Annotated in this window: 19 protein-coding genes; 11 read left to right on the forward strand and 8 right to left on the reverse strand. The window is 69.8% G+C overall.

Features of this window, described 5'->3' with window-relative positions; all coding sequences use genetic code 11:
- Positions 1 to 132: 132 nt before the first annotated feature.
- The 3 genes from ACZ561_RS22635 to ACZ561_RS22645 form a co-directional block, all read right to left on the reverse strand.
- A complete protein-coding gene (locus ACZ561_RS22635; protein WP_470997891.1) occupies positions 133 to 981 on the reverse strand; it encodes a Yip1 family protein in 849 nt (282 codons plus the stop codon).
- A 160-nt stretch (positions 982 to 1,141) separates the two neighbouring features.
- A complete protein-coding gene (locus ACZ561_RS22640; protein WP_470997894.1) occupies positions 1,142 to 3,391 on the reverse strand; it encodes a (Fe-S)-binding protein in 2,250 nt (749 codons plus the stop codon).
- A 143-nt stretch (positions 3,392 to 3,534) separates the two neighbouring features.
- Positions 3,535 to 4,020 carry a sugar transferase gene (locus ACZ561_RS22645; RefSeq protein WP_470997897.1) on the reverse strand — a complete coding sequence of 162 codons (486 nt, stop codon included), beginning with the start codon at positions 4,018 to 4,020 and terminating at the stop codon, positions 3,535 to 3,537.
- A gap of 248 nt (positions 4,021 to 4,268) precedes the next feature.
- Between ACZ561_RS22645 and dnaK the strand changes: the two genes are divergently transcribed.
- From dnaK to ACZ561_RS22665, 4 genes are read left to right on the forward strand one after another with little or no spacing between them, the layout of a single operon-like run.
- Entirely contained in the window at positions 4,269 to 6,113 is a 1,845-nt protein-coding gene (gene dnaK, locus ACZ561_RS22650; protein WP_329118777.1) for a molecular chaperone DnaK, read from the forward strand.
- Positions 6,113 to 6,778, forward strand: a complete 666-nt coding sequence (gene grpE / locus ACZ561_RS22655) for a nucleotide exchange factor GrpE (protein WP_376434921.1) — start codon at positions 6,113 to 6,115, stop codon at positions 6,776 to 6,778. The genes dnaK and grpE overlap by 1 nt, the downstream gene beginning before the upstream one ends.
- A gap of 30 nt (positions 6,779 to 6,808) precedes the next feature.
- Positions 6,809 to 7,996, forward strand: a complete 1,188-nt coding sequence (gene dnaJ, locus ACZ561_RS22660; RefSeq protein WP_383554142.1) for a molecular chaperone DnaJ — start codon at positions 6,809 to 6,811, stop codon at positions 7,994 to 7,996.
- Positions 7,997 to 8,000: 4 nt separating this feature from the next.
- Entirely contained in the window at positions 8,001 to 8,459 is a 459-nt protein-coding gene (locus ACZ561_RS22665; RefSeq protein WP_329118783.1) for a heat shock protein transcriptional repressor HspR, read from the forward strand.
- 57 nt (positions 8,460 to 8,516) lie between these two features.
- On the opposite strand, the gene ACZ561_RS22670 is transcribed toward ACZ561_RS22665, so the two are convergent.
- Both ACZ561_RS22670 and ACZ561_RS22675 read right to left on the reverse strand, forming a co-directional pair.
- The gene (locus ACZ561_RS22670; protein ID WP_470997902.1) at positions 8,517 to 8,990 is read right to left on the reverse strand and encodes a hypothetical protein; all 474 of its coding nucleotides are present in this window, start codon (positions 8,988 to 8,990) and stop codon (positions 8,517 to 8,519) included.
- Positions 8,991 to 8,995: 5 nt separating this feature from the next.
- On the reverse strand, positions 8,996 to 9,979 hold the full coding sequence (locus ACZ561_RS22675) for a helix-turn-helix transcriptional regulator (protein WP_470997905.1): 984 nt from the start codon (positions 9,977 to 9,979) through the stop codon (positions 8,996 to 8,998).
- Positions 9,980 to 10,372: 393 nt separating this feature from the next.
- Between ACZ561_RS22675 and ACZ561_RS22680 the strand changes: the two genes are divergently transcribed.
- Positions 10,373 to 10,693 (forward strand): (2Fe-2S)-binding protein, encoded by a 321-nt coding sequence (locus ACZ561_RS22680; protein ID WP_329118791.1) that lies wholly within the window; start codon positions 10,373 to 10,375, stop codon positions 10,691 to 10,693.
- A gap of 163 nt (positions 10,694 to 10,856) precedes the next feature.
- Here ACZ561_RS22680 and ACZ561_RS22685 read toward each other — a convergent pair whose 3' ends face one another.
- Positions 10,857 to 11,270 carry a pyridoxamine 5'-phosphate oxidase family protein gene (locus tag ACZ561_RS22685; RefSeq protein WP_470997908.1) on the reverse strand — a complete coding sequence of 138 codons (414 nt, stop codon included), beginning with the start codon at positions 11,268 to 11,270 and terminating at the stop codon, positions 10,857 to 10,859.
- A 120-nt stretch (positions 11,271 to 11,390) separates the two neighbouring features.
- On the opposite strand from ACZ561_RS22685, the gene clpB reads away from it, so the two are divergent.
- Positions 11,391 to 13,976: an ATP-dependent chaperone ClpB gene (gene clpB / locus ACZ561_RS22690; RefSeq protein ID WP_470997910.1), complete on the forward strand. Its 2,586-nt coding sequence runs from the start codon at positions 11,391 to 11,393 to the stop codon at positions 13,974 to 13,976.
- 10 nt (positions 13,977 to 13,986) lie between these two features.
- Here clpB and ACZ561_RS22695 read toward each other — a convergent pair whose 3' ends face one another.
- The gene (locus ACZ561_RS22695) at positions 13,987 to 14,394 is read right to left on the reverse strand and encodes a hypothetical protein (protein ID WP_470997913.1); all 408 of its coding nucleotides are present in this window, start codon (positions 14,392 to 14,394) and stop codon (positions 13,987 to 13,989) included.
- 157 nt (positions 14,395 to 14,551) lie between these two features.
- Here ACZ561_RS22695 and ACZ561_RS22700 point away from each other — a divergent pair, with 157 nt between their 5' ends.
- Both ACZ561_RS22700 and ACZ561_RS22705 read left to right on the forward strand, forming a co-directional pair.
- Complete coding sequence (locus ACZ561_RS22700) at positions 14,552 to 15,082, forward strand: type III secretion system chaperone family protein (RefSeq protein WP_376434905.1); 531 nt, start codon at positions 14,552 to 14,554, stop codon at positions 15,080 to 15,082.
- 21 nt (positions 15,083 to 15,103) lie between these two features.
- Complete coding sequence (locus ACZ561_RS22705; RefSeq protein ID WP_470997915.1) at positions 15,104 to 15,388, forward strand: hypothetical protein; 285 nt, start codon at positions 15,104 to 15,106, stop codon at positions 15,386 to 15,388.
- Positions 15,389 to 15,421: 33 nt separating this feature from the next.
- On the opposite strand, the gene ACZ561_RS22710 is transcribed toward ACZ561_RS22705, so the two are convergent.
- A complete protein-coding gene (locus ACZ561_RS22710) occupies positions 15,422 to 16,597 on the reverse strand; it encodes a pyridoxal phosphate-dependent aminotransferase (RefSeq protein ID WP_470997918.1) in 1,176 nt (391 codons plus the stop codon).
- Between the two features lie 94 nt (positions 16,598 to 16,691).
- On the opposite strand from ACZ561_RS22710, the gene ACZ561_RS22715 reads away from it, so the two are divergent.
- From ACZ561_RS22715 to ACZ561_RS22725, 3 genes are all read left to right on the forward strand, one after another.
- Complete coding sequence (locus ACZ561_RS22715) at positions 16,692 to 16,880, forward strand: hypothetical protein (protein ID WP_470997920.1); 189 nt, start codon at positions 16,692 to 16,694, stop codon at positions 16,878 to 16,880.
- A gap of 307 nt (positions 16,881 to 17,187) precedes the next feature.
- Complete coding sequence (locus tag ACZ561_RS22720) at positions 17,188 to 17,745, forward strand: DUF2617 family protein (protein ID WP_470997923.1); 558 nt, start codon at positions 17,188 to 17,190, stop codon at positions 17,743 to 17,745.
- A 36-nt stretch (positions 17,746 to 17,781) separates the two neighbouring features.
- On the forward strand, positions 17,782 to 19,449 hold the full coding sequence (locus tag ACZ561_RS22725; RefSeq protein ID WP_470997925.1) for a polyamine aminopropyltransferase: 1,668 nt from the start codon (positions 17,782 to 17,784) through the stop codon (positions 19,447 to 19,449).
- The last annotated feature ends 37 nt before the right edge of the window (positions 19,450 to 19,486 follow it).

Below are 19,486 nucleotides of genomic sequence, written 5' to 3' on the forward strand. Positions count from 1 at the left end.
ACTCAACGGGATAGGGGAGGCGGTGCCGGGAATGGCCTCCAACCGTTGTCCGTGGCTGGTATTCGACAGTGCTGAGCAGAGGAGAAGCCCCCCACCGCCGTGCGATGGGGGGCTTCTCCTTGTCCGTACGTGTTACAGCGTGCCCAGCTTGATCAGGCTCAGCAGCGCGACCAGTTGGATCGCCGACGCGCCCAGGGCCTTCGGCCACGGCAGGTCGTGCGAGCGGCTCACCATCGTCGTGAACAGCGCGGCCGCCGCCAGCCAGGTGATCCAGCCGAGGACCTGTACCAGGCCGTTCTCGCCGCCCAGGAAGAGCGCGAAGACCAGTCGGGGCGCGTCGGTGATCGACATGATCAGCATCGACAGGCCCACCGTCGGCTGCCACGTGCCGTCGCCGCCGAGCTGGCGGGCCAGGGTGTGGGTCACCGCGCCCAGGATCAGGCCGGCGACGACGAAGCCGATGCCCGTCATCAGGACGTACGGGATCGCCGTCGACAGCGTCGCGTTGATCGCCTCGTCGCGCGCCTTGTCGAACCCGAAGATCGCGAGCAGTCCGTAGAGGAACGTGACGGTCAGCGCCGGGCCCCACACCGCGTGGTCCCGCATCTGCAGGAACGTCGGTGCCGGGCGCAGCACGATGCCGCTCAGCAGGGCCTTCCAGGGCAGGCGCGGCCCCGTGGGCGCGGGGGCGGCCTGGTACGTCGCGCCGGCGCCGTACGGGTCCTCGTTCACGCTGAACATCTGCGTGTGCCCCGGCGTGTTCGCCGCGTAGTGCTGCTGCTGTTGCTGCTGCGCCGCGTACGGGTCCCCGAAGTACTCCGGCTCCCCGTCGTAGCCACCGCCGCCGCCCTGCGGGGCCTGTCGGCCCCACTGCTGCTGCGGGTGGGGCGGCGGGGCCGCGTTGTACCCGTACGGCGCCTGCTGCGGTTGTTGTTGCGGGGGGCGGTTGTCCCGGCCGCGTCCGTTCCTGAATCCAGCCACGCATTGAACGTACCCGTTCCCGCTGTCAGGGCGCGCCTTTGCCACTGAGCTGTGACATCCCCTAGGGGGTCCGCGGAGGAGAGGGCCGCCCCGCCCCCAGGGGTTCACAAAGGAGAGGGCCGCCCCGCGCGGCGCGGGACGGCCCTCTCGTACGTGACGACTACTCGGCGGAGACGGACTCCGAGACGGACTCCGGCTCCGGCTTCGCCTTCACCGAGTCGAGCAGCAGCTGGGCCACGTCCACGACCTGGACGGACTCCTTGGCCTTGCCCTCGTTCTTCTTGCCGTTGACCGAGTCGGTCAGCATGACGAGGCAGAACGGGCAGGCGGTGGAGACGATGTCCGGGTTGAGGGACAGGGCCTCGTCGACGCGCTCGTTGTTGATGCGCTTGCCGATCCGCTCCTCCATCCACATCCGCGCGCCACCGGCGCCACAGCAGAAGCCGCGCTCCTTGTGGCGGTGCATCTCCTGCTGACGCAGGCCCGGGACGGCCGACATGATCTCGCGCGGGGGCGTGTAGACCTTGTTGTGGCGGCCCAGGTAGCACGGGTCGTGGTAGGTGATGAGCCCGTCGACCGGGGTCACCGGGATCAGCTTGCCCTCGTCGATGAGGTGCTGGAGCAGCTGCGTGTGGTGGATGACCTCGAACTCGCCGCCCAGCTGCGGGTACTCGTTCGCGATCGTGTTGAAGCAGTGCGGGCAGGTCGCGACGATCTTCTTCGCCGACTTCGGCTTCTTCGTCGACTCGTCCTCGTCATCCTCGCCGAACGCCATGTTCAGCATCGCGACGTTCTCCTGGCCGAGCTGCTGGAACAGCGGCTCGTTGCCCAGGCGGCGGGGCGAGTCACCGGTGCACTTCTCCTCGCCGCCCATGATCGCGAACGAGACGCCCGCCATGTGCAGCAGCTCGGCGAAGGCCTTGGTGGTCTTCTTGGCCCGGTCCTCCAGGGCGCCGGCGCAGCCGACCCAGTACAGGTAGTCGACCTCGGTGAGGTCCTCGACGTCCTTGCCGACGATCGGGACCTCGAAGTCGACCTCCTTGGTCCACTCGACGCGCTGCTTCTTGGCCAGACCCCAGGGGTTGCCCTTCTTCTCCAGGTTCTTGAGCATCGTGCCGGCCTCCGAGGGGAAGGCGGACTCGATCATCACCTGGTAGCGGCGCATGTCGACGATGTGGTCGATGTGCTCGATGTCGACCGGGCACTGCTCGACACAGGCGCCGCAGGTGGTGCAGGACCACAGGACGTCCGGGTCGATGACGCCGTTCTCCTCGGCGGTGCCGATCAGCGGGCGCTCGGCCTCGGCCAGCGCGGCGGCCGGGACGTCCTTGAGCTGCTCCTCGGACGCCTGCTCGTTGCCCTCCATGTCCTTGCCGCCGCCGGCCAGCAGGTACGGCGCCTTGGCGTGCGCGTGGTCGCGCAGCGACATGATCAGGAGCTTGGGGGAGAGCGGCTTGCCCGTGTTCCAGGCGGGGCACTGCGACTGGCAGCGGCCGCACTCGGTGCAGGTGGAGAAGTCGAGGATGCCCTTCCAGGAGAACTGCTCGACCTGGGAGACACCGAAGACGGCGTCCTCGGCCGGGTCCTCCCAGTCGATCTCCTTGCCGGCCGTCGTCATCGGCAGCAGCGCGCCGAGGGCGGTGGAGCCGTCGGCCTTCCGCTTGAACCAGATGTTCGGGAAGCCGAGGAAGCGGTGCCAGGCCACACCCATGTTGGTGTTCAGCGAGACCGTGATCATCCAGGTGAAGGACGTGACGATCTTGAGCGCCGCGAAGAAGTAGGTGAGGTGCTGGATCGTGCTCAGGTCCAGACCGTCGAGCAGCGCGATCAGCGGGTACGAGGCGAAGAAGCCCGGCTCCCAGCTGGTCACGTGGTGCTGGACGCCTTCCAGGGCGCGCAGCGTCATGATGCAGACGCCGACGATCAGGATGACGGCCTCGACGAAGTACGCCTGACCTGTCTTGGAGCCCGCGAAGCGGGACTTGCGGCCCGCTCCGCCCGGCCGGTTCAGCTGCCGGATGATGATCAGCGTCAGGATGCCGAGGACGGTCATCAGACCGAGGAACTCGGTGAAGATCTCGTACGGCAGCCAGTCGCCGATGATCGGGATCAGCCAGTCGGCCTGGAAGAGCTGGCCGAAGGCGTTGACGATCGTGAGCAGCAGCGAGAAGAAGCCCACCGCCACGAACCAGTGCGCCACGCCGACGATGCCCCAGCGGTTCATGCGCGTATGGCCGAGGAACTCCTTGACCAGCGTGATGGTGCGCTGTGTGGGATCGCCGGTGCGCGTTCCCGCGGGTACGGGCTGGCCGAGCATCACGAAGCGGTAGATCTGCGCGATGGCGCGGCCGAACAGCGCGACGGCCACCACCGTGATGGCGATCGACACGATGATCGCGGCGAGTTGCATGAGGGGCTCCTCGGGCGGGCCTGCGAGGCGGAGTGCCGACACTGCCGAGTGTGGCACTACTAAGCGGTAACTTATTCAGTCCGTGCTGAGATTACCGCCTCCCAGTGCCGCGCTGTAGCGGCGCTTGCGGTGATCTGTGTCGCTCAGGCAAGCCTTGCCGAGCGACGTCTCCGGACTGCTGGAAGCGTACGCGCCAGGATCGCGAGGTCCATCCCCAGCCAGTGATGGTCCACATAGTGGAGATCGAGCAGCTCGCGTTCCTCCCACGGCAGCTCCGAACGTCCGCTGATCTGCCAGAGCCCGGTCATCCCCGGCCGGACCGACAGTCGGCGCCGCGCCTCGCCCACGCACTCCCGGTGTCCGGGGGTGAGGGGGCACGGGCCGACCAGGGACATCTCTCCCCGTACGACATGGAGCAGAAGGGGCAGTGCGGCCAGCGCGCTCTTCGTACGGAACGTGACCATCGTGAAGACGCTTCCGCCCCGGCCCGCGACGGTCCGGCGGCGCGTCACCCCGCCGGCGCCGGCCGTCGCGAGTGCGAGCGAGAGGGCGACGGCCGCGATCACCGGCGCCAGGACGGCCAGCAGGACGATTCCGCCGAGGAGGTCGAGTGCGCGTTTGGCCGTCATTCCCCACACCCTTTCGAGTGACATTCATGGGATATTCGTGGGATATGCCCGCTATGCCCGGCAGGGGCACCCCGGACTCTCTCATGCGGAGAGGTGTCCGGGCCGGGAATGACGCGCCAGCGGCGTCTCTTTGAGCGGCTCTCAGGGTGAAGAGTTGAGTCGCCTCCACTCAGGTCTGTTGACGAGGTGAGCGTCGTCATGCATCCTTGAGTCAGTTCCACTCAAGTCAGTCAGCTGGAGGAATTGAAATGGCACGTGCGGTCGGCATCGACCTGGGCACGACTAACTCCGTCGTCAGCGTTCTCGAAGGCGGCGAGCCCACCGTCATCACCAACGCCGAAGGCGCCAGGACCACGCCGTCCGTCGTCGCCTTCGCGAAGAACGGCGAGGTGCTCGTCGGCGAGGTCGCCAAGCGTCAGGCGGTCACCAACGTCGACAGGACCATCCGGTCGGTCAAGCGCCACATGGGCACCGACTGGAAGATCGAGATCGACGGCAAGAACTTCAACCCGCAGCAGATGAGCGCCTTCATCCTGCAGAAGCTGAAGCGCGACGCCGAGGCGTACCTGGGCGAGAAGGTCGTCGACGCGGTCATCACCGTCCCGGCGTACTTCAACGACTCCGAGCGTCAGGCCACCAAGGAGGCCGGTGAGATCGCGGGCCTCAACGTCCTGCGCATCGTCAACGAGCCGACCGCGGCCGCCCTGGCCTACGGCCTGGACAAGGACGACCAGACGATCCTCGTCTTCGACCTCGGTGGCGGCACCTTCGACGTGTCCCTCCTGGAGATCGGCGACGGCGTCGTCGAGGTGAAGGCCACCAATGGTGACAACCACCTCGGTGGTGACGACTGGGACCAGCGCGTCGTCGACTACCTGGTGAAGCAGTTCGCCAACGGTCACGGCGTCGACCTGGCCAAGGACAAGATGGCTCTCCAGCGTCTCCGCGAGGCCGCGGAGAAGGCGAAGATCGAGCTGTCGTCCTCCACCGAGACGTCGATCAACCTGCCGTACATCACCGCCTCCGCCGAGGGTCCGCTGCACCTGGAGGAGAAGCTCACGCGCGCTCAGTTCCAGCAGCTGACCGCGGACCTTCTGGACCGCTGCAAGACGCCGTTCCACAACGTCATCAAGGACGCGGGCATCAACCTGTCCGAGATCGACCACGTCGTTCTCGTCGGTGGCTCCACCCGTATGCCGGCCGTCGCCGAGCTCGTCAAGGAGCTGACCGGTGGCCAGGAGGCCAACAAGGGCGTGAACCCGGACGAGGTCGTCGCCATCGGCGCCGCCCTGCAGGCCGGTGTGCTCAAGGGTGAGGTCAAGGACGTCCTGCTCCTCGACGTGACCCCGCTGTCGCTTGGTATCGAGACCAAGGGCGGCATCATGACCAAGCTCATCGAGCGCAACACCACGATCCCGACCAAGCGGTCCGAGATCTTCACGACGGCCGAGGACAACCAGCCGTCGGTGCAGATCCAGGTCTACCAGGGCGAGCGCGAGATCGCGGCGTACAACAAGAAGCTCGGCATGTTCGAGCTGACCGGTCTGCCGCCGGCCCCGCGTGGTGTCCCGCAGATCGAGGTCGCGTTCGACATCGACGCCAACGGCATCATGCACGTGACCGCGAAGGACCTGGGCACGGGCAAGGAGCAGAAGATGACCGTCACCGGTGGCTCCTCGCTGCCGAAGGACGAGGTCAACCGGATGCGCGAAGAGGCCGAGAAGTACGCGGACGAGGACCACGCCCGTCGCGAGGCCGCCGAGTCCCGCAACCAGGGCGAGCAGCTCGTCTACCAGACGGAGAAGTTCCTCAAGGACAACGAGGACAAGGTCCCCGGTGAGGTCAAGACCGAGGTCGAGGCCGCCGTCGCCGAGCTGAAGGAGAAGCTCAAGGGCGAGGACACCGCGGAGATCCGTACCGCCACCGAGAAGGTCGCGGCCGTCTCCCAGAAGCTCGGCCAGGCCATGTACGCCGACGCGCAGGCCGCCCAGGCCGCCGGCGGCGACGCCCCGCAGGGCGAGGCCAAGGCCGACGACGACGTGGTCGACGCCGAGATCGTCGACGACGAGAAGCCGAAGGGCGGCGCTGTCTGATGACGGAGGAGACCCCGGGCTTCGACGAGCAGCCCGACGTCCCCTCCGGCGCCACCCCTGACGACGCCGCCGACGCCGCCGAGGCCCCCTCCACGGAGGAGGGCCCGGCGGCCCCGGCCGGGGACGCAAGCAGCAAGAGCTCGGCCGAGACCGCAGGTCTCACCGCCCAGCTGGACCAGGTCCGCAGCGCGCTCTCCGAGCGCACCGGGGACCTCCAGCGGCTCCAGGCCGAGTACCAGAACTACCGCCGTCGGGTGGAGCGGGACCGGGTCACCGTCAAGGAGATCGCGGTCGCGGGCCTTCTGACGGAGCTTCTGCCCGTGCTCGACGACATCGGTCGGGCCCGGGACCACGGCGAGCTCGTGGGCGGCTTCAAGTCGGTGGCCGAGTCGCTGGAGACGGTGGCCGCCAAGATGGGGCTGCAGCAGTTCGGCAAGGAGGGCGAGCCCTTCGACCCGACGATCCACGAGGCCCTGATGCACTCGTACGCGCCGGATGTCACCGAGACGACCTGCGTGGCGATCCTGCAGCCGGGGTACCGGATCGGCGAGCGGACCATCCGGCCCGCGCGCGTGGCGGTGGCCGAGCCCCAGCCCGGGGCGACGCCGGCCGCGAAGGAAGAGAAGTCGGCAGACGAGGAGAGCGGTGGCCCCGAGGAGGGCTAGCGCGAAGATCGTCCGAGAGGAGGGACGTCGATGAGCACGAAGGACTTCGTCGAGAAGGACTACTACAAGGTTCTCGGCGTCCCCAAGGACGCCACCGACGCCGAGATCAAGAAGGCGTACCGGAAGCTCGCCCGCGAGAACCACCCGGACGCCAACAAGGGTGACACCAAGGCGGAGGAGCGCTTCAAGGAGATCTCCGAGGCGAACGACATCCTCGGCGACCCCAAGAAGCGCAAGGAGTACGACGACGCCCGCGCGCTCTTCGGCAACGGAGGCTTCCGTGCCGGAGGCCCGGGCGGCGGCAACTTCAACTTCGACCTGGGCGACCTCTTCGGCGGCGCCCAGGGCCCCGGCGGCCCGGGCGGGGCGGGCGGCTTCGGCGGCGGCCTCGGCGACGTCTTCGGCGGACTGTTCAACCGGGGCGCGGGCGGCGGCGCGGGTACGCGTACGCAGCCGCGCCGCGGTCAGGACATCGAGTCCGAGGTGACGCTCAGCTTCACCGAGGCCGTGGACGGTGCCACGGTGCCGCTGCGGATGTCCTCCCAGGCGCCCTGCAAGGCCTGTTCGGGCACCGGCGACAAGAACGGCACGCCCCGCGTGTGCCCGACCTGCGTCGGCACCGGCCAGGTCTCGCGCGGCGGCAGCGGATCCTTCTCGCTCACCGACCCGTGCGTGGACTGCAAGGGCCGCGGTCTGATCGCCGAGACCCCCTGCGAGGTCTGCAAGGGCAGCGGGCGGGCCAAGTCCTCCCGCACCATGCAGGTCCGTATCCCCGCGGGAGTCTCCGACGGCCAGCGGATCCGGCTGCGGGGCAAGGGAGCTCCGGGCGAGCGCGGCGGCCAGAGCGGTGACCTGTACGTCGTCGTCCATGTCGACGCCCATCCGGTCTTCGGCCGCAAGGACGACAACCTGACCGTCACCGTGCCCGTCACCTTCGACGAGGCGGCGCTCGGCGGCGAGATCAAGGTGCCGACCCTGGGAGGCCCGGCGGTCACGCTGAAGCTGCCCGCCGGCACCCCCAACGGCCGGACCATGCGCGCCCGTGGCAAGGGCGCGGTCCGCAAGGACGGTACGCGCGGCGATCTGCTGGTGACGGTGGAGGTCGCGGTACCGAAGGAGCTCGACGACAAGGCCCGCGAGGCCCTCGAGACCTACCGTCAGGCGACGGCGGGCGAGGACCCCAGGGCAGAGTTGTTCCAGGCCGCGAAGGGAGCTTGACCCGATGGACAGCAGACCGGGACGCAGCCGCAATCCGTACGAACTGACCGACGAGACGCCGGTGTACGTCATCTCGGTGGCGGCCCAGCTCTCGGGCCTGCACCCGCAGACGCTCCGGCAGTACGACCGCCTCGGCCTGGTCTCACCCGACCGCACGGCGGGCCGGGGCCGGCGCTACTCGGCCCGTGACATCGAACTGCTCCGCACGGTGCAGGCGTTGTCGCAGGACGAGGGCATCAACCTGGCGGGCATCAAGCGCATCATCGAGCTGGAGAACCAGGTCGCGGCGCTCCAGCAGCGTGTCGCCGAGCTGTCGGCGGCCGTCGAGGGCGCCGCGTCGGCGATGCGTCAGCGCGAGGCGCAGGTGCACGCCTCGTACCGGCGGGACCTGGTGCCGTACACCGACGTGCAGCAGGCGAGCGCGCTGGTGGTGTGGCGCCCCAAGCGGCCCGGCGGCGAGTAGTTCTCGGAACGGCGCGAAGGCCCCCTCCCGCGGGAGGGGGCCTTCGTGTGTGCGGTGCTAGGGGATGAGTTCGCCGACGATGTCCCCGAGGGTCTCCCACCACGGCGCGGCGCCGGTGCCGAAGGCGGCGGCGAGGGCGGTGCCGACGGCCCGGTCCAGGGGCTCGGGCTCCGCGCCGGGGGCCCAGTCGTCGTCGACACGGCCGTCTCCGGAGGACTCCAGGGTGCCGAGCGGGCGCCCGTCCCGGATCAGCCGGCTGTCGACGTAACCGCACGGCACGAGCCGGTAGCGCACGCCGCCGACACGGACGTCGACCCGGTACGAGCGCCGCAGCAGCCGCCCTCGCGAGGGCCGGATGCGGGCGGGCTCCCCGTCGACGGTGAGGGTGAGCAGGTCGCGCTTGCGGGTCCCGATGGGGATGTGCGGGTCCGGGGTGGTTCCCGGGGCCCGTACGAGCTCCACGGTCGGCATCCCGTGCCCGGACACCCGCAGGGTGCCGGCCTGGCCGTCCAGGTCGATCTGTGCGTACATTTTGGTCAGCGGTCCTGGTTCAGAATTCCGGACTGGGCGATGAGATAGCCGAGTTGGGCTCGGCTGCCGCTGCCGAGGGCGGCGGCCAGCTTGGCGATGTGGGCGCGGCAGGTCCGGACGTTCATGCCGAGCCGGCGGGCGATGGCCTCGTCGACGTGGCCCTCGACGAGGAGCTTGGCGATGGAGCGCTGGATGCCGCTGATGCCGTCGTGGGTCTGTGCGTAGGGCACCTGCTCGCCGAACGGGGTGGCCCGGGCCCAGGACTGTTCGAAGACGGTCGCAAGATACTCGACCAGGCCCGGATGGCGCAGTTCCAGGGCGACTTGGCGGTCCTGGCGGGCGGGTATCAGGGCCACCGAGCGGTCGATGATGATGAGCCGCTCTATGGACTCCTCCAGCGTCCGGACCTGGAGCCGGTCCATGCCGGCCTGTTCCAGGTAGACCTGCATGCCGTGGCTGTGGCGCGCCGTGTGCTGGTAGAGGGTGCGGACGCGGACCCCGCGTTCGAGGAGCGGCTGGATGCGGTGGAGCGCGGTGTTGAGGGTGTGTTCGCTGCGTCCGCCGCCGGGCTGGATGGTCAGCAGTTCCTGCGAGCACTCGGCGGTGGCGCGGCCGAGGACGGCGTCGATGCGGTTGATGCCTTCGAGGACGGTGATCGCGTGGGTCGTCGAGGGGTCCTGGGCGCTGATGGCCATGAACGGCTCGAAAACGCTGGAAAGTCCCGTGGCCAGGCTGCGGCGCTCCTGGATTTCCCGCTCCAGGGGGTGGACGAGCCGGGCCAGTGCCGCCGAGGGTGGGACCGGCCGCAGCCACGCGGGGTCGTCTGCGTCCGGGTGGAGAAGTGCCAGGTCCATGAGGCAGGGCGCGGCTTCTGCCTCGCTCCTGGTTATTCGCCCGGTACGCAACGCACTGGCGTACAAGTCCGATCCGGCTGCACAGAGATCGACATGACCGTGGGGATGTGTCGGTTCTGATTCGTTCTGCGGCATTTGAACACCCCCCAGGATCCTGTATTTCAGGAACATGATGCATTGCCCTGGTGGTGGAAGCGCAAAGACTGAGCCATCGTCTTGTACGCGGGGGAGAGGAAACCATCAAGTGAGGTCGAAGCCGCTCATGTCCAGAAAACTGCTTCGCTCGGTACTTGCTTCCGTCTTCATAGGGGCGGCGGCAGTAGGAGCGCTGGCCACCAGCGACCCGGTATGGGACAGCGCTCCTGTCAGTGTTGTCGCCGCTCCCGGTGATCCGGTGTGGGATGTCGTCCCGGCCGGCGATCCTGTGTGGGACGTATCTCCGGCGGGTGTGACCGACCCGGTGTGGGACGTGTCCCCGGCAGCCCAGGCCGATCCGGTGTGGGACTCCTCCCCGGCGGGCGCGGACGCATGACCGTGCCGCCGGACGACCGGGTCTTCCGGCGAGAGATGGCTTCGGCCTATCGATCCGGGTGGCATTTCATCGATCTCGTCACGGCCATCCCCCACCGTGGCGATTCGTTGATGGTCACCCTCTTCGGAGAACCGATCGTCGTCGCTCGTGAGCAGGACGAGGACGTTCGCGCCTACCGGTGTCTGCGCCGGCCCCGCGGAGCCCCGCAGCCCGTTCGCTGTGCCATCCGGTACGGCATGATTTTCGTCAATCTCGACCAGCGGGACCACCAGCTGCTCGAGCCCGAGACCATCACCGCCACCCCCCGCAGTGCCTGAGCGGTTCCCCCGTCGTTGTAGATCGCTCAGGTGCTTCCCCCACACAACGGCGCCATCGCGGACCTGAAACGCGATGGCGCCGTTGTGCTGTCCGCGTACGGAAGCTCGTGCGGGAGCGCGTACGGAAGCCCGTGCGGAGGCTCTCGTACGCGAGCGGGTGGTGCTACGCCCGGCCCATGGCCCGCGTCAGCGCGATCTCGATGACCACCCGGTCCGGGTTCGGGGCCGGGGTCCGGCCGTAGCGCGTCGCGTAACGGTCCACCGCGTCCGCGACGACGTCCGCCTCCGTACGGATGCGCGCCACGCCCTCCAGCGTCGCCCAGCGCCCCTTGTCCACCTGGCAGACCGCGACGCGCGCGCCCTCGGGGCCCGCCGCCAGGACGTTGGCGACCTTGTGGCTGTGCTTGTTGGTGATCACCCGGGCGATGCCGTTCTCGCCGCCCTCGGGGTCGTACGTGACGCCCACCGCCACCACGTGCGGAGTGCCGTCCGGGCGCGGGGTCGTCAGGGTGCTCATGTGGTACTCGCGCCAGAAGCTGAGATACGAGTCGTCCGGGTTCCGCGGGTCAGTCGCCATGCCCGGAACCTACCCGTGGGACGGGTATGCGCGACACCTTGAGCGGAATAGACTCAACTTTGTGTACGCTGGATGAGTCATAGACCGTGTACAGCGCACACCGAGGAGGAGAAAGCGCACGTGGACGCCGAACTGACCAACAGGAGCCGGGACGCGATCAACGCGGCCACCAGCCGTGCCGTGTCCGGGGGGCACCCCGATCTGACCCCCGCGCATCTGCTCCTCGCCCTGCTCGCCGGCCAGGACAACGAGAACATCGTCGACCTGCTCGCGGCCGTCGACGCCGACCAGGCCGCGGTACGGTCCGGGGCGGAGCGGCTGCTCGCCGCCCTGCCCAGCGTGACCGGTTCCACGGTCGCGCCGCCGCAGCCCAACCGGGAGCTGCTCGCCGTCATCGCCGAGGCCGCCAAGGTGGCCAAGGAGCTCGGGGACGAGTACCTCTCGACCGAGCACCTGCTCATCGGGATCGCCGCGAAGGGCGGCCAGGCGGGCGAGGTCCTCGACGGGCAGAGGGCGAGCGCGAAGAGGCTGCTGGACGCGTTCGAGAAGGCAAGGGGAGGACGCCGGGTGACCACACCCGACCCGGAGGGTCAGTACAAGGCGCTGGAGAAGTTCGGTACGGACTTCACGGCCGCCGCGCGGGAGGGGAAGCTGGACCCCGTCATCGGGCGCGACCAGGAGATCCGGCGCGTCGTCCAGGTCCTCTCCCGCCGCACCAAGAACAACCCGGTCCTCATCGGCGAGCCCGGCGTCGGCAAGACCGCCGTCGTCGAGGGACTGGCCCAGCGGATCGTGAAGGGCGACGTCCCCGAGTCGCTCCGCGACAAGCGCCTGGTCTCGCTCGACCTCGGCGCGATGGTCGCCGGTGCCAAGTACCGCGGCGAGTTCGAGGAGCGACTGAAGACCGTCCTCTCCGAGATCAAGGCCAGCGACGGCCAGATCATCACCTTCATCGACGAGCTGCACACCGTCGTCGGCGCGGGCGCCGGCGGCGACTCCGCCATGGACGCCGGCAACATGCTCAAGCCGATGCTGGCCCGCGGCGAGCTGCGCATGGTCGGCGCGACGACCCTCGACGAGTACCGCGAGCGGATCGAGAAGGACCCCGCCCTGGAGCGCCGCTTCCAGCAGGTCCTGGTCGCCGAGCCGAGCGTCGAGGACACCATCGCGATCCTGCGCGGACTCAAGGGCCGGTACGAGGCCCACCACAAGGTCCAGATCGCCGACTCCGCGCTCGTGGCCGCCGCCTCCCTCTCCGACCGGTACATCACCTCCCGCTTCCTGCCGGACAAGGCCATCGACCTCGTCGACGAGGCCGCCTCCCGGCTCCGGATGGAGATCGACTCCTCGCCCGTCGAGATCGACGAGCTGCAGCGCTCCGTGGACCGGCTGCGCATGGAGGAGCTGGCGCTCAAGAACGAGTCCGACGACGCGAGCAAGCAGCGCCTGGAGAAGCTCCGCCGCGACCTCGCCGACCGCGAGGAGGAGCTGCGCGGTCTGACCGCCCGCTGGGAGAAGGAGAAGCAGTCCCTCAACCGCGTCGGTGAGCTCAAGGAGCGGCTCGACGAGCTCCGCGGCCGCGCCGAGCGGGCCCAGCGCGACGGCGACTTCGACACCGCCTCCCAGCTGCTCTACGGCGAGATCCCGACGCTCGAACGCGAGCTGGAGGAGGCGTCCGAGGCCGAGCAGGAGGTCTCGAAGGACACGATGGTCAAGGAGGAGGTCGGCCCCGACGACATCGCGGACGTGGTCGGCGCCTGGACCGGTATCCCCGCCGGCCGCCTCCTGGAGGGCGAGACGCAGAAGCTGCTGCGCATGGAGGACGAGCTCGGCAGGCGGCTGATCGGCCAGACCGAGGCCGTACGGGCGGTCTCCGACGCCGTCCGCCGCACGCGCGCCGGGATCGCCGACCCCGACCGCCCCACCGGCTCCTTCCTCTTCCTCGGCCCCACCGGTGTCGGCAAGACCGAGCTGGCGAAGGCGCTCGCGGACTTCCTCTTCGACGACGAGCGGGCCATGGTCCGCATCGACATGTCGGAGTACGGCGAGAAGCACTCCGTCGCCCGGCTCGTCGGCGCGCCCCCCGGCTACGTCGGCTACGAGGAGGGCGGCCAGCTCACGGAGGCGGTGCGCCGCCGCCCGTACAGCGTGGTGCTGCTCGACGAGGTGGAGAAGGCCCACCCGGAGGTCTTCGACATCCTGCTCCAGGTCCTCGACGACGGCCGGCTCACCGACGGTCAGGGCCGGACGGTCGACTTCCGCAACACCATCCTGATCCTGACGTCCAACCTGGGCAGCCAGTACCTGGTCGACCCTCTGATCGGCGAGGACGAGAAGAAGCAGCGGGTCATGGACGTGGTGAGGGCCTCCTTCAAGCCGGAATTCCTCAACCGGCTCGACGACCTGGTGGTCTTCTCGGCGCTCGACAAGTCCGAGCTGGGGCGGATCGCGCAGCTCCAGATCGACCGGCTCGCCAAGCGCCTCGCCGAACGCCGGCTGACGCTGGAGGTCACCCCGGAGGCGCTGGCCTGGCTGGCGGAGGAGGGCAACGACCCGGCGTACGGCGCCCGGCCGCTGCGCCGCCTCATCCAGACGGCGATCGGCGACCGGCTGGCGAAGGAGATCCTCGCGGGCGAGGTCCGCGACGGCGACACGGTCCGCGTCGACCGTTTCGAGGACGGTCTGATCGTGGGCGCGGCGCAGTAGCCGGGCGCGGTCAGAGGTCGAAGGACCCCAGACGTACGAGGGCGGTGTCGCCGTCCTCGTACGTCACCTTCACGTCCACGGCGGCCGCCCCGCTGGGTGCGGGTGTCTCGCCGTACTGCACGTTTAGGCAGAAGTCCACATCGCAGAACTTGCTCGGTTCGTGGCCCGGGTACGTCCCCGCCAGCCACGGGCCGACCTCCCGGCGCGGCATCCGGAACTCCGCGTCGACGGTCGTGTCCTGCCAGTGGGCCGCCGTGCACCGCGCGTCCCGGGCGCTCTGCGGCAGGGTCGCCTCCGCGAAGGCCATCACCTTGACGCAGTCGACCGGCTGCGGCCGGCCGACGTCCCTCCACTCCCACACGGTCCAGGCCACCAGGGCCAGCGGGCCCCCGCAGAAGATCGACACCAGCGCCGACACCCAGATCCACGTGCGTGCGCGCGGCCGTACAGGCTTCGGTTTGTCCCCCATAAGCACCAGATCTTGTCAGCCCGCAGCGGATCGCGGGAGGTGGGGCTTGCGCCATACCGCCCGGCATGGGGGAGGATGGCGGCAACCGTACGAAGGGATATTCACGGTGAGCATCGACCCGTCCTCGATTCCGAATTTCGGGGGCCAGCCCCAGCCTCAGGCCGCAGGACCGGCGGGCCCCGTCGTCCCCGACCAGGACCTGGTCAAGCAGCTCCTGGACCAGATGGAGCTGAAGTACGTCGTCGACGACGAGGGTGACCTCGCGGCGCCGTGGGAGGAATTCCGGACGTACTTCATGTTCCGCGGCGAGGAGGACCAGCGTGTCTTCTCGGTGCGGACGTTCTACGACCGCCCGCACTCCGCCGACGACCGCGCCAAGGTTCTCGACGCGATCGACGACTGGAACCGCCGCACCCTGTGGCCCAAGGTGTACACGCACCTGCACGAGGAGGAGGACGGCTCCGCCACCCTCCGCCTCATCGGTGAGGCCCAGATGCTGATCGGCACCGGCGTCGCGCTGGAGCACTTCGTGTCCTCCACCGTCAGCTGGGTGCGCGCCTCCATCGAGTTCGACAAGTGGCTCGTGGAGCAGTTCGGCCTGGAGTCCCCCGAGGACAAGGAGTCCGAGGGCGAGTAGCCCTCGGCTCCCCACAGGGCCGTGTACGCGATCGTCAGCGCGTACACCCCGTCACTGGACGAGAGCCCGGCCAGAGCCGTGATCACCACGATCGCGGCCCTCGGCCGGGCTTTCGTCGGTGCGGGGGCCGGTGGCGGCAGCAGCGGGAACGCGGGCAGCGGCGCGGCCGAGCGCCTGGCGTACCCGGCCCCGGCGCTCCACCGCCGCCTCCGCCGCCTCCGCCGCCGCCTCCGCCTCCGCCTCCGCGTCGCCCTGCCGGGCCGGCGCGAAGACCTCGGTGACCGCCGCCCCCTCGGGCCCTCGTGATCCCGACCGCCGCTGCGCTCCGGCGCGGTCCGCTCAGAGCTGCTTGAGCCGCGAGACCGCCTCGGCGAGGACGTCGAGCCGCTTGCAGAACGCGAAGCGTACGAACGGGGCGCCCTGGTCCTGGTGGTCGTAGAAGACCGCGTTCGGGATGGCGACCACGCCCGCCCGCTCCGGCAGAGCGCGGCAGAAGGCGAAGCCGTCGGACTCTCCGAGGGGGCGGATGTCGGTGGTGACGAAGTAGGTGCCCGCCGGCCGGTAGACCTCGAAGCCCGCCTGGGCCAGGCCGTCGCTCAGCAGGTCGCGCTTGGCCAGGAGATCCGCGCGCAGATCGTCGAAGTACGTGTCGGGCAGGCGCAGCGCCTCGGCGACCGCGTACTGGAACGGGCCCGAGGAGACATAGGTCAGGAACTGCTTCGCCGACCGGACGGCGGTGGTCAGCGCGGGGGTCGCGGTGATCCAGCCGACCTTCCAGCCGGTGAAGGAGAAGGTCTTGCCGGCCGAGCCGATGGTGACCGTGCGCTCGCGCATCCCCGGCAGGCTCGCGATCGGCACGTGCTCGGCGTCGTCGAAGACCAGGTGCTCGTACACCTCGTCGGTGACGACGAGCAGATCGCGTGCGACGGCGAGCTCCGCGACTGCGGTGAGTTCTCCGCGGGTCAGGACGGTGCCGGTGGGGTTGTGCGGGGTGTTGAGGAGGATGAGCCGCGTCCGGTCGGTGACGGCGTTCCGCAGCTCGTCCAGGTCGAGGTGGTAGGCGCCTTCGTGCGGGCGGAGCGTGACCGGTACGCGCGTCGCGCCCGCCATCGCGATGCAGGCGGCGTAGGAGTCGTAGTACGGCTCCAGGGCGATCACCTCGTCGCCCGGTTCGAGGAGGGCGAGGAGAGAGGCGGCGATCGCCTCCGTCGCGCCGGCGGTGACCAGGACCTCCGTGTCGGGGTCGTAGGCGAGGCCGTACCGCTTCAGCTGGTGCTCGGCGACGGCCGTGCGCAGCTCGGGAACGCCGGGCCCCGGTGGGTACTGGTTGCCGCGTCCGTCGCGCAGGGCCCGGACCGCTGCCTCCCGGATCTGCTCCGGGCCGTCGGTGTCGGGGAAGCCCTGTCCGAGGTTGATCGCCCCCGTCCGGACGGCCAGTGCGGACATCTCGGCGAAGATCGTCGTCCCGAACTCGGCGAGCCGGCGATTGAGCAGCGGTCGTGTCATGCCCGCCATCCTGCGGTGAAGCTCTGGACTTCCTCAAGTGCGCTTTGGGCCGGAGCGGTGGGGGGCATCCCCCTGTCACACAAGACCTACGGGGGAGTCACACATGGAAGCTCTGATCATCGCATTCATCATCCTGATCGTGGTGGTGGGCATCGCGTCATCCGTCAAGGGCTCACGACGCGGGGGCGGGCGGCGCGGCGGCGGCTGGTCCGGCGGCGGCTCGTCCTGCGGCGGGGGCTCGTCCTGCGGCGGCGGGGGCGGCTGCGGAGGAGGGGGCGGCGGGGGCGACTGACACGGGGCAGTCGACTCCGCGATCACCCAGGTGCCCGGCCGGACCAACATCCGCCGGGCACCTCTGTGTTGGAGTCGACATCGATTCTGATTGAACAATTGAACTGTGGGGTCCCCGAAGGGGATGGAAACCGCTGCAAGTTGGGTAAAAGCGCTGCGAGTCGCTCGACGTCCATGATTCCCTCGCTGTTGAAAAGAGACAGCCCTCGGACCGTGTGTGCCCGAGCCGGCGATCCCCCACTCTCGTTGAACCCTTTCTCCGGGGCGCCCCCGGCCCACCCGTCAAACCGTGTTTGCGGAGCCGACCCATGCTCACGACCCTGAAGACCTCATACACCGACACGCGCGCGGCCGATCTGGCCTGGGCACTCGGGCGCGAGCCGCTGCCCGCCCTCGCCGTGCTCGACCTCGAACTGACCGGCGCCAAGCTGCAGTTGCGGCTCCTCGGCGCCTCCCACCAGGTGCTTCTGGAGGAACAGGAGCACAGTTGCTCGGAGACCGTCGCCTGTATGCCCGGCAGTAGCACGCCGCTGCCGCTGGGCGTCTCCAAGCGCTTCGGCGCGTGGGAGTACGAATTCGCGGCGCGTGTCGAAACGTTGTGCCACGGCTCGTTCGCCGGCCGCGCACAGGAGTTGCTCGCGCTCGTCGCCGACCATCCCAACGGCCTCGCGGGGACGTTCCCCGGCTCCCCGCACGCCTTCACGGCGATGCTGGCGCAGCGCCACGAGGGCCAGGTGTGGTGGCGCACCTGGCATGCGTACCCGCAGGAAGGGCAGTTGGTCGTCACCAGGACGCGGATCGGCGTTCGTATGCCCGCAACGCTGGAACGCGCCGCCCCAGAGCCTCATGTGCACTCGTGTGGGTGACAAGCGGCGACAGTTGTGTGACGTAGCGTTACGAACATGATCGATCCGCCCGTGACCCTGCCACCCAAGAGGGTGACGCGGGCGCCCGTGCGACCGAGTGCGGTGCGGTTTCCGGTCCTCGTCGTCGTCTTCGTCTGTGCCGCTTGCGGACTCGTCTACGAGCTGGAACTGGTCGCACTCGCCTCGTACTTGATCGGCGACTCGGTCACCCAGGCCTCCGTCGTGCTGTCGTTGATGGTCTTCGCGATGGGCGTCGGCTCGCTGCTCGCCAAGCGGCTGCGCTGCCGTGCCGCCGTCGGCTTCGGCCTGGTCGAGGGCGGACTCGCGCTGATCGGCGGCTGTTCCGCCCTTGTGCTGTACGCCGCGTTCGCCTGGCTCGGCGAGGCCCGGTACGTCCTGGTGGGGTTCTCGCTCGCCATCGGGGTACTCATCGGGGCCGAGATTCCGCTGCTGATGTCGCTGATCCAGAAGGCGGAGTCGGCGCGCGCCTCCGGCACACGGGGGAAGCAGGGCGCACCCGACCCCGCCGGGACGGTCGCCGACTTGTTCGCCGCCGACTACGTCGGCGCGCTGGTCGGGGGCCTCGCCTTCCCGTTCCTGCTGCTGCCCTGGCTCGGTCAGCTCACCGGCGCGCTCGTGACCGGTGCGGTGAACGCGGTGGCGGGCGGCGGCCTGGTGCTCTGGCTGTTCCGGCGCGACATGACCGCCCGGTCCCGGGCCCTGCTGATCGCCGCGAACGTGACGGTGCTCGCCGTCCTCGCCACCGCCACCGTCCTCGTCGACGACTTCGAGCGGGCGGCGCGCCGTGCGGTGTACGGCGACAGCGTGCGGGTCGCCGTCCACACCGACCTCCAGGAGGTGGTGGTGACGGGGGAGCGCGGCGGACCGCCGGACCTCTTCGTGGACGGGCGGCTGCGGGTCGGCGGCCAGGACGAGTACCGCTACCACGAATCGCTGGTGCACCCCGCGATGAACGGGCCCCACGCGCGCGTGCTGATCATCGGCGGCGGCGACGGCCTCGCCGCGCGCGAGGTGCTGCGCTACCCCGGCGTCCGCTCCGTCACCGTCGTCGAGCGCGACCCCGGAGTCGCACGACTCGCCCGGACCAATCCCGAGCTGGCCGCACTCAACGGCCATGCCTACCGGGACCCGCGTGTGCGGGTGGCGTTCGCGGACGCGTTCCGCTGGCTGCGTGGCGCGGCGGAGGGCGTGCGGTACGACGTGGTCATCTCGGACCTGCCCGATCCCGGGATCTCCGCCGGCACGAAGCTGTACTCGGAGGAGTTCTACGGTCTGTCCTCCCGGGTCCTCGCCGACGGGGGGCGGCTCGTCGTCCACGCGGGCTCGGTCTCGGCCCGCCCCCGTACCTTCTGGACGGTCGACTCCACCCTGCGCGCGGCAGGCTTCGCGACCCGGCCCTACAGCGCGCGGGGCCGGGGTGCGGGCGTCGCCGCGGGCCCCGACCGGGCCGAGCGGGCGGACCGTTCCGCCGAGGTGGAGACGGGGACGGGGGACTGGGGGTACGTCCTGGCGGTCGCCGGCATCTACCCGCCCGATCTGGGGCTCGCCCCCGACGCGCCCCGGCTGCGGTCCCTGACGGCGGACGCTCTGGCGGCGGGGGCACGGGCCGCGGAGGCGACCCGCGACGCGCGGGGCGCCGGACCGCCGCCGTCGACGCTGGTGCACCCGCGCTACGGCGGCTGAGCGTCGCGGGGAGCGCACCCTGGACAAACAGGCGACG

It is taken from the genome of Streptomyces sp. NPDC039609 (assembly GCF_055596705.1).

Bases quoted from the DNA above. Each gene is read 5' to 3' on its own strand.
- ACZ561_RS22640 (WP_470997894.1), bottom strand. From the start codon at position 3,391: ATGCAACTCGCCGCGATCATCGTGTCGATCGCCATCACGGTGGTGGCC.
- ACZ561_RS22645 (WP_470997897.1), bottom strand. From the start codon at position 4,020: ATGACGGCCAAACGCGCACTCGACCTCCTCGGCGGAATCGTCCTGCTG.
- dnaK (WP_329118777.1), top strand. From the start codon at position 4,269: ATGGCACGTGCGGTCGGCATCGACCTGGGCACGACTAACTCCGTCGTC.
- grpE (WP_376434921.1), top strand. From the start codon at position 6,113: ATGACGGAGGAGACCCCGGGCTTCGACGAGCAGCCCGACGTCCCCTCC.
- dnaJ (WP_383554142.1), top strand. From the start codon at position 6,809: ATGAGCACGAAGGACTTCGTCGAGAAGGACTACTACAAGGTTCTCGGC.
- ACZ561_RS22665 (WP_329118783.1), top strand. From the start codon at position 8,001: ATGGACAGCAGACCGGGACGCAGCCGCAATCCGTACGAACTGACCGAC.
- ACZ561_RS22670 (WP_470997902.1), bottom strand. From the start codon at position 8,990: ATGTACGCACAGATCGACCTGGACGGCCAGGCCGGCACCCTGCGGGTG.
- ACZ561_RS22675 (WP_470997905.1), bottom strand. From the start codon at position 9,979: ATGCCGCAGAACGAATCAGAACCGACACATCCCCACGGTCATGTCGAT.
- ACZ561_RS22680 (WP_329118791.1), top strand. From the start codon at position 10,373: ATGACCGTGCCGCCGGACGACCGGGTCTTCCGGCGAGAGATGGCTTCG.
- ACZ561_RS22685 (WP_470997908.1), bottom strand. From the start codon at position 11,270: ATGGCGACTGACCCGCGGAACCCGGACGACTCGTATCTCAGCTTCTGG.
- ACZ561_RS22710 (WP_470997918.1), bottom strand. From the start codon at position 16,597: ATGGCGGGCATGACACGACCGCTGCTCAATCGCCGGCTCGCCGAGTTC.
- ACZ561_RS22715 (WP_470997920.1), top strand. From the start codon at position 16,692: ATGGAAGCTCTGATCATCGCATTCATCATCCTGATCGTGGTGGTGGGC.
- ACZ561_RS22720 (WP_470997923.1), top strand. From the start codon at position 17,188: ATGCTCACGACCCTGAAGACCTCATACACCGACACGCGCGCGGCCGAT.
- ACZ561_RS22725 (WP_470997925.1), top strand. From the start codon at position 17,782: ATGATCGATCCGCCCGTGACCCTGCCACCCAAGAGGGTGACGCGGGCG.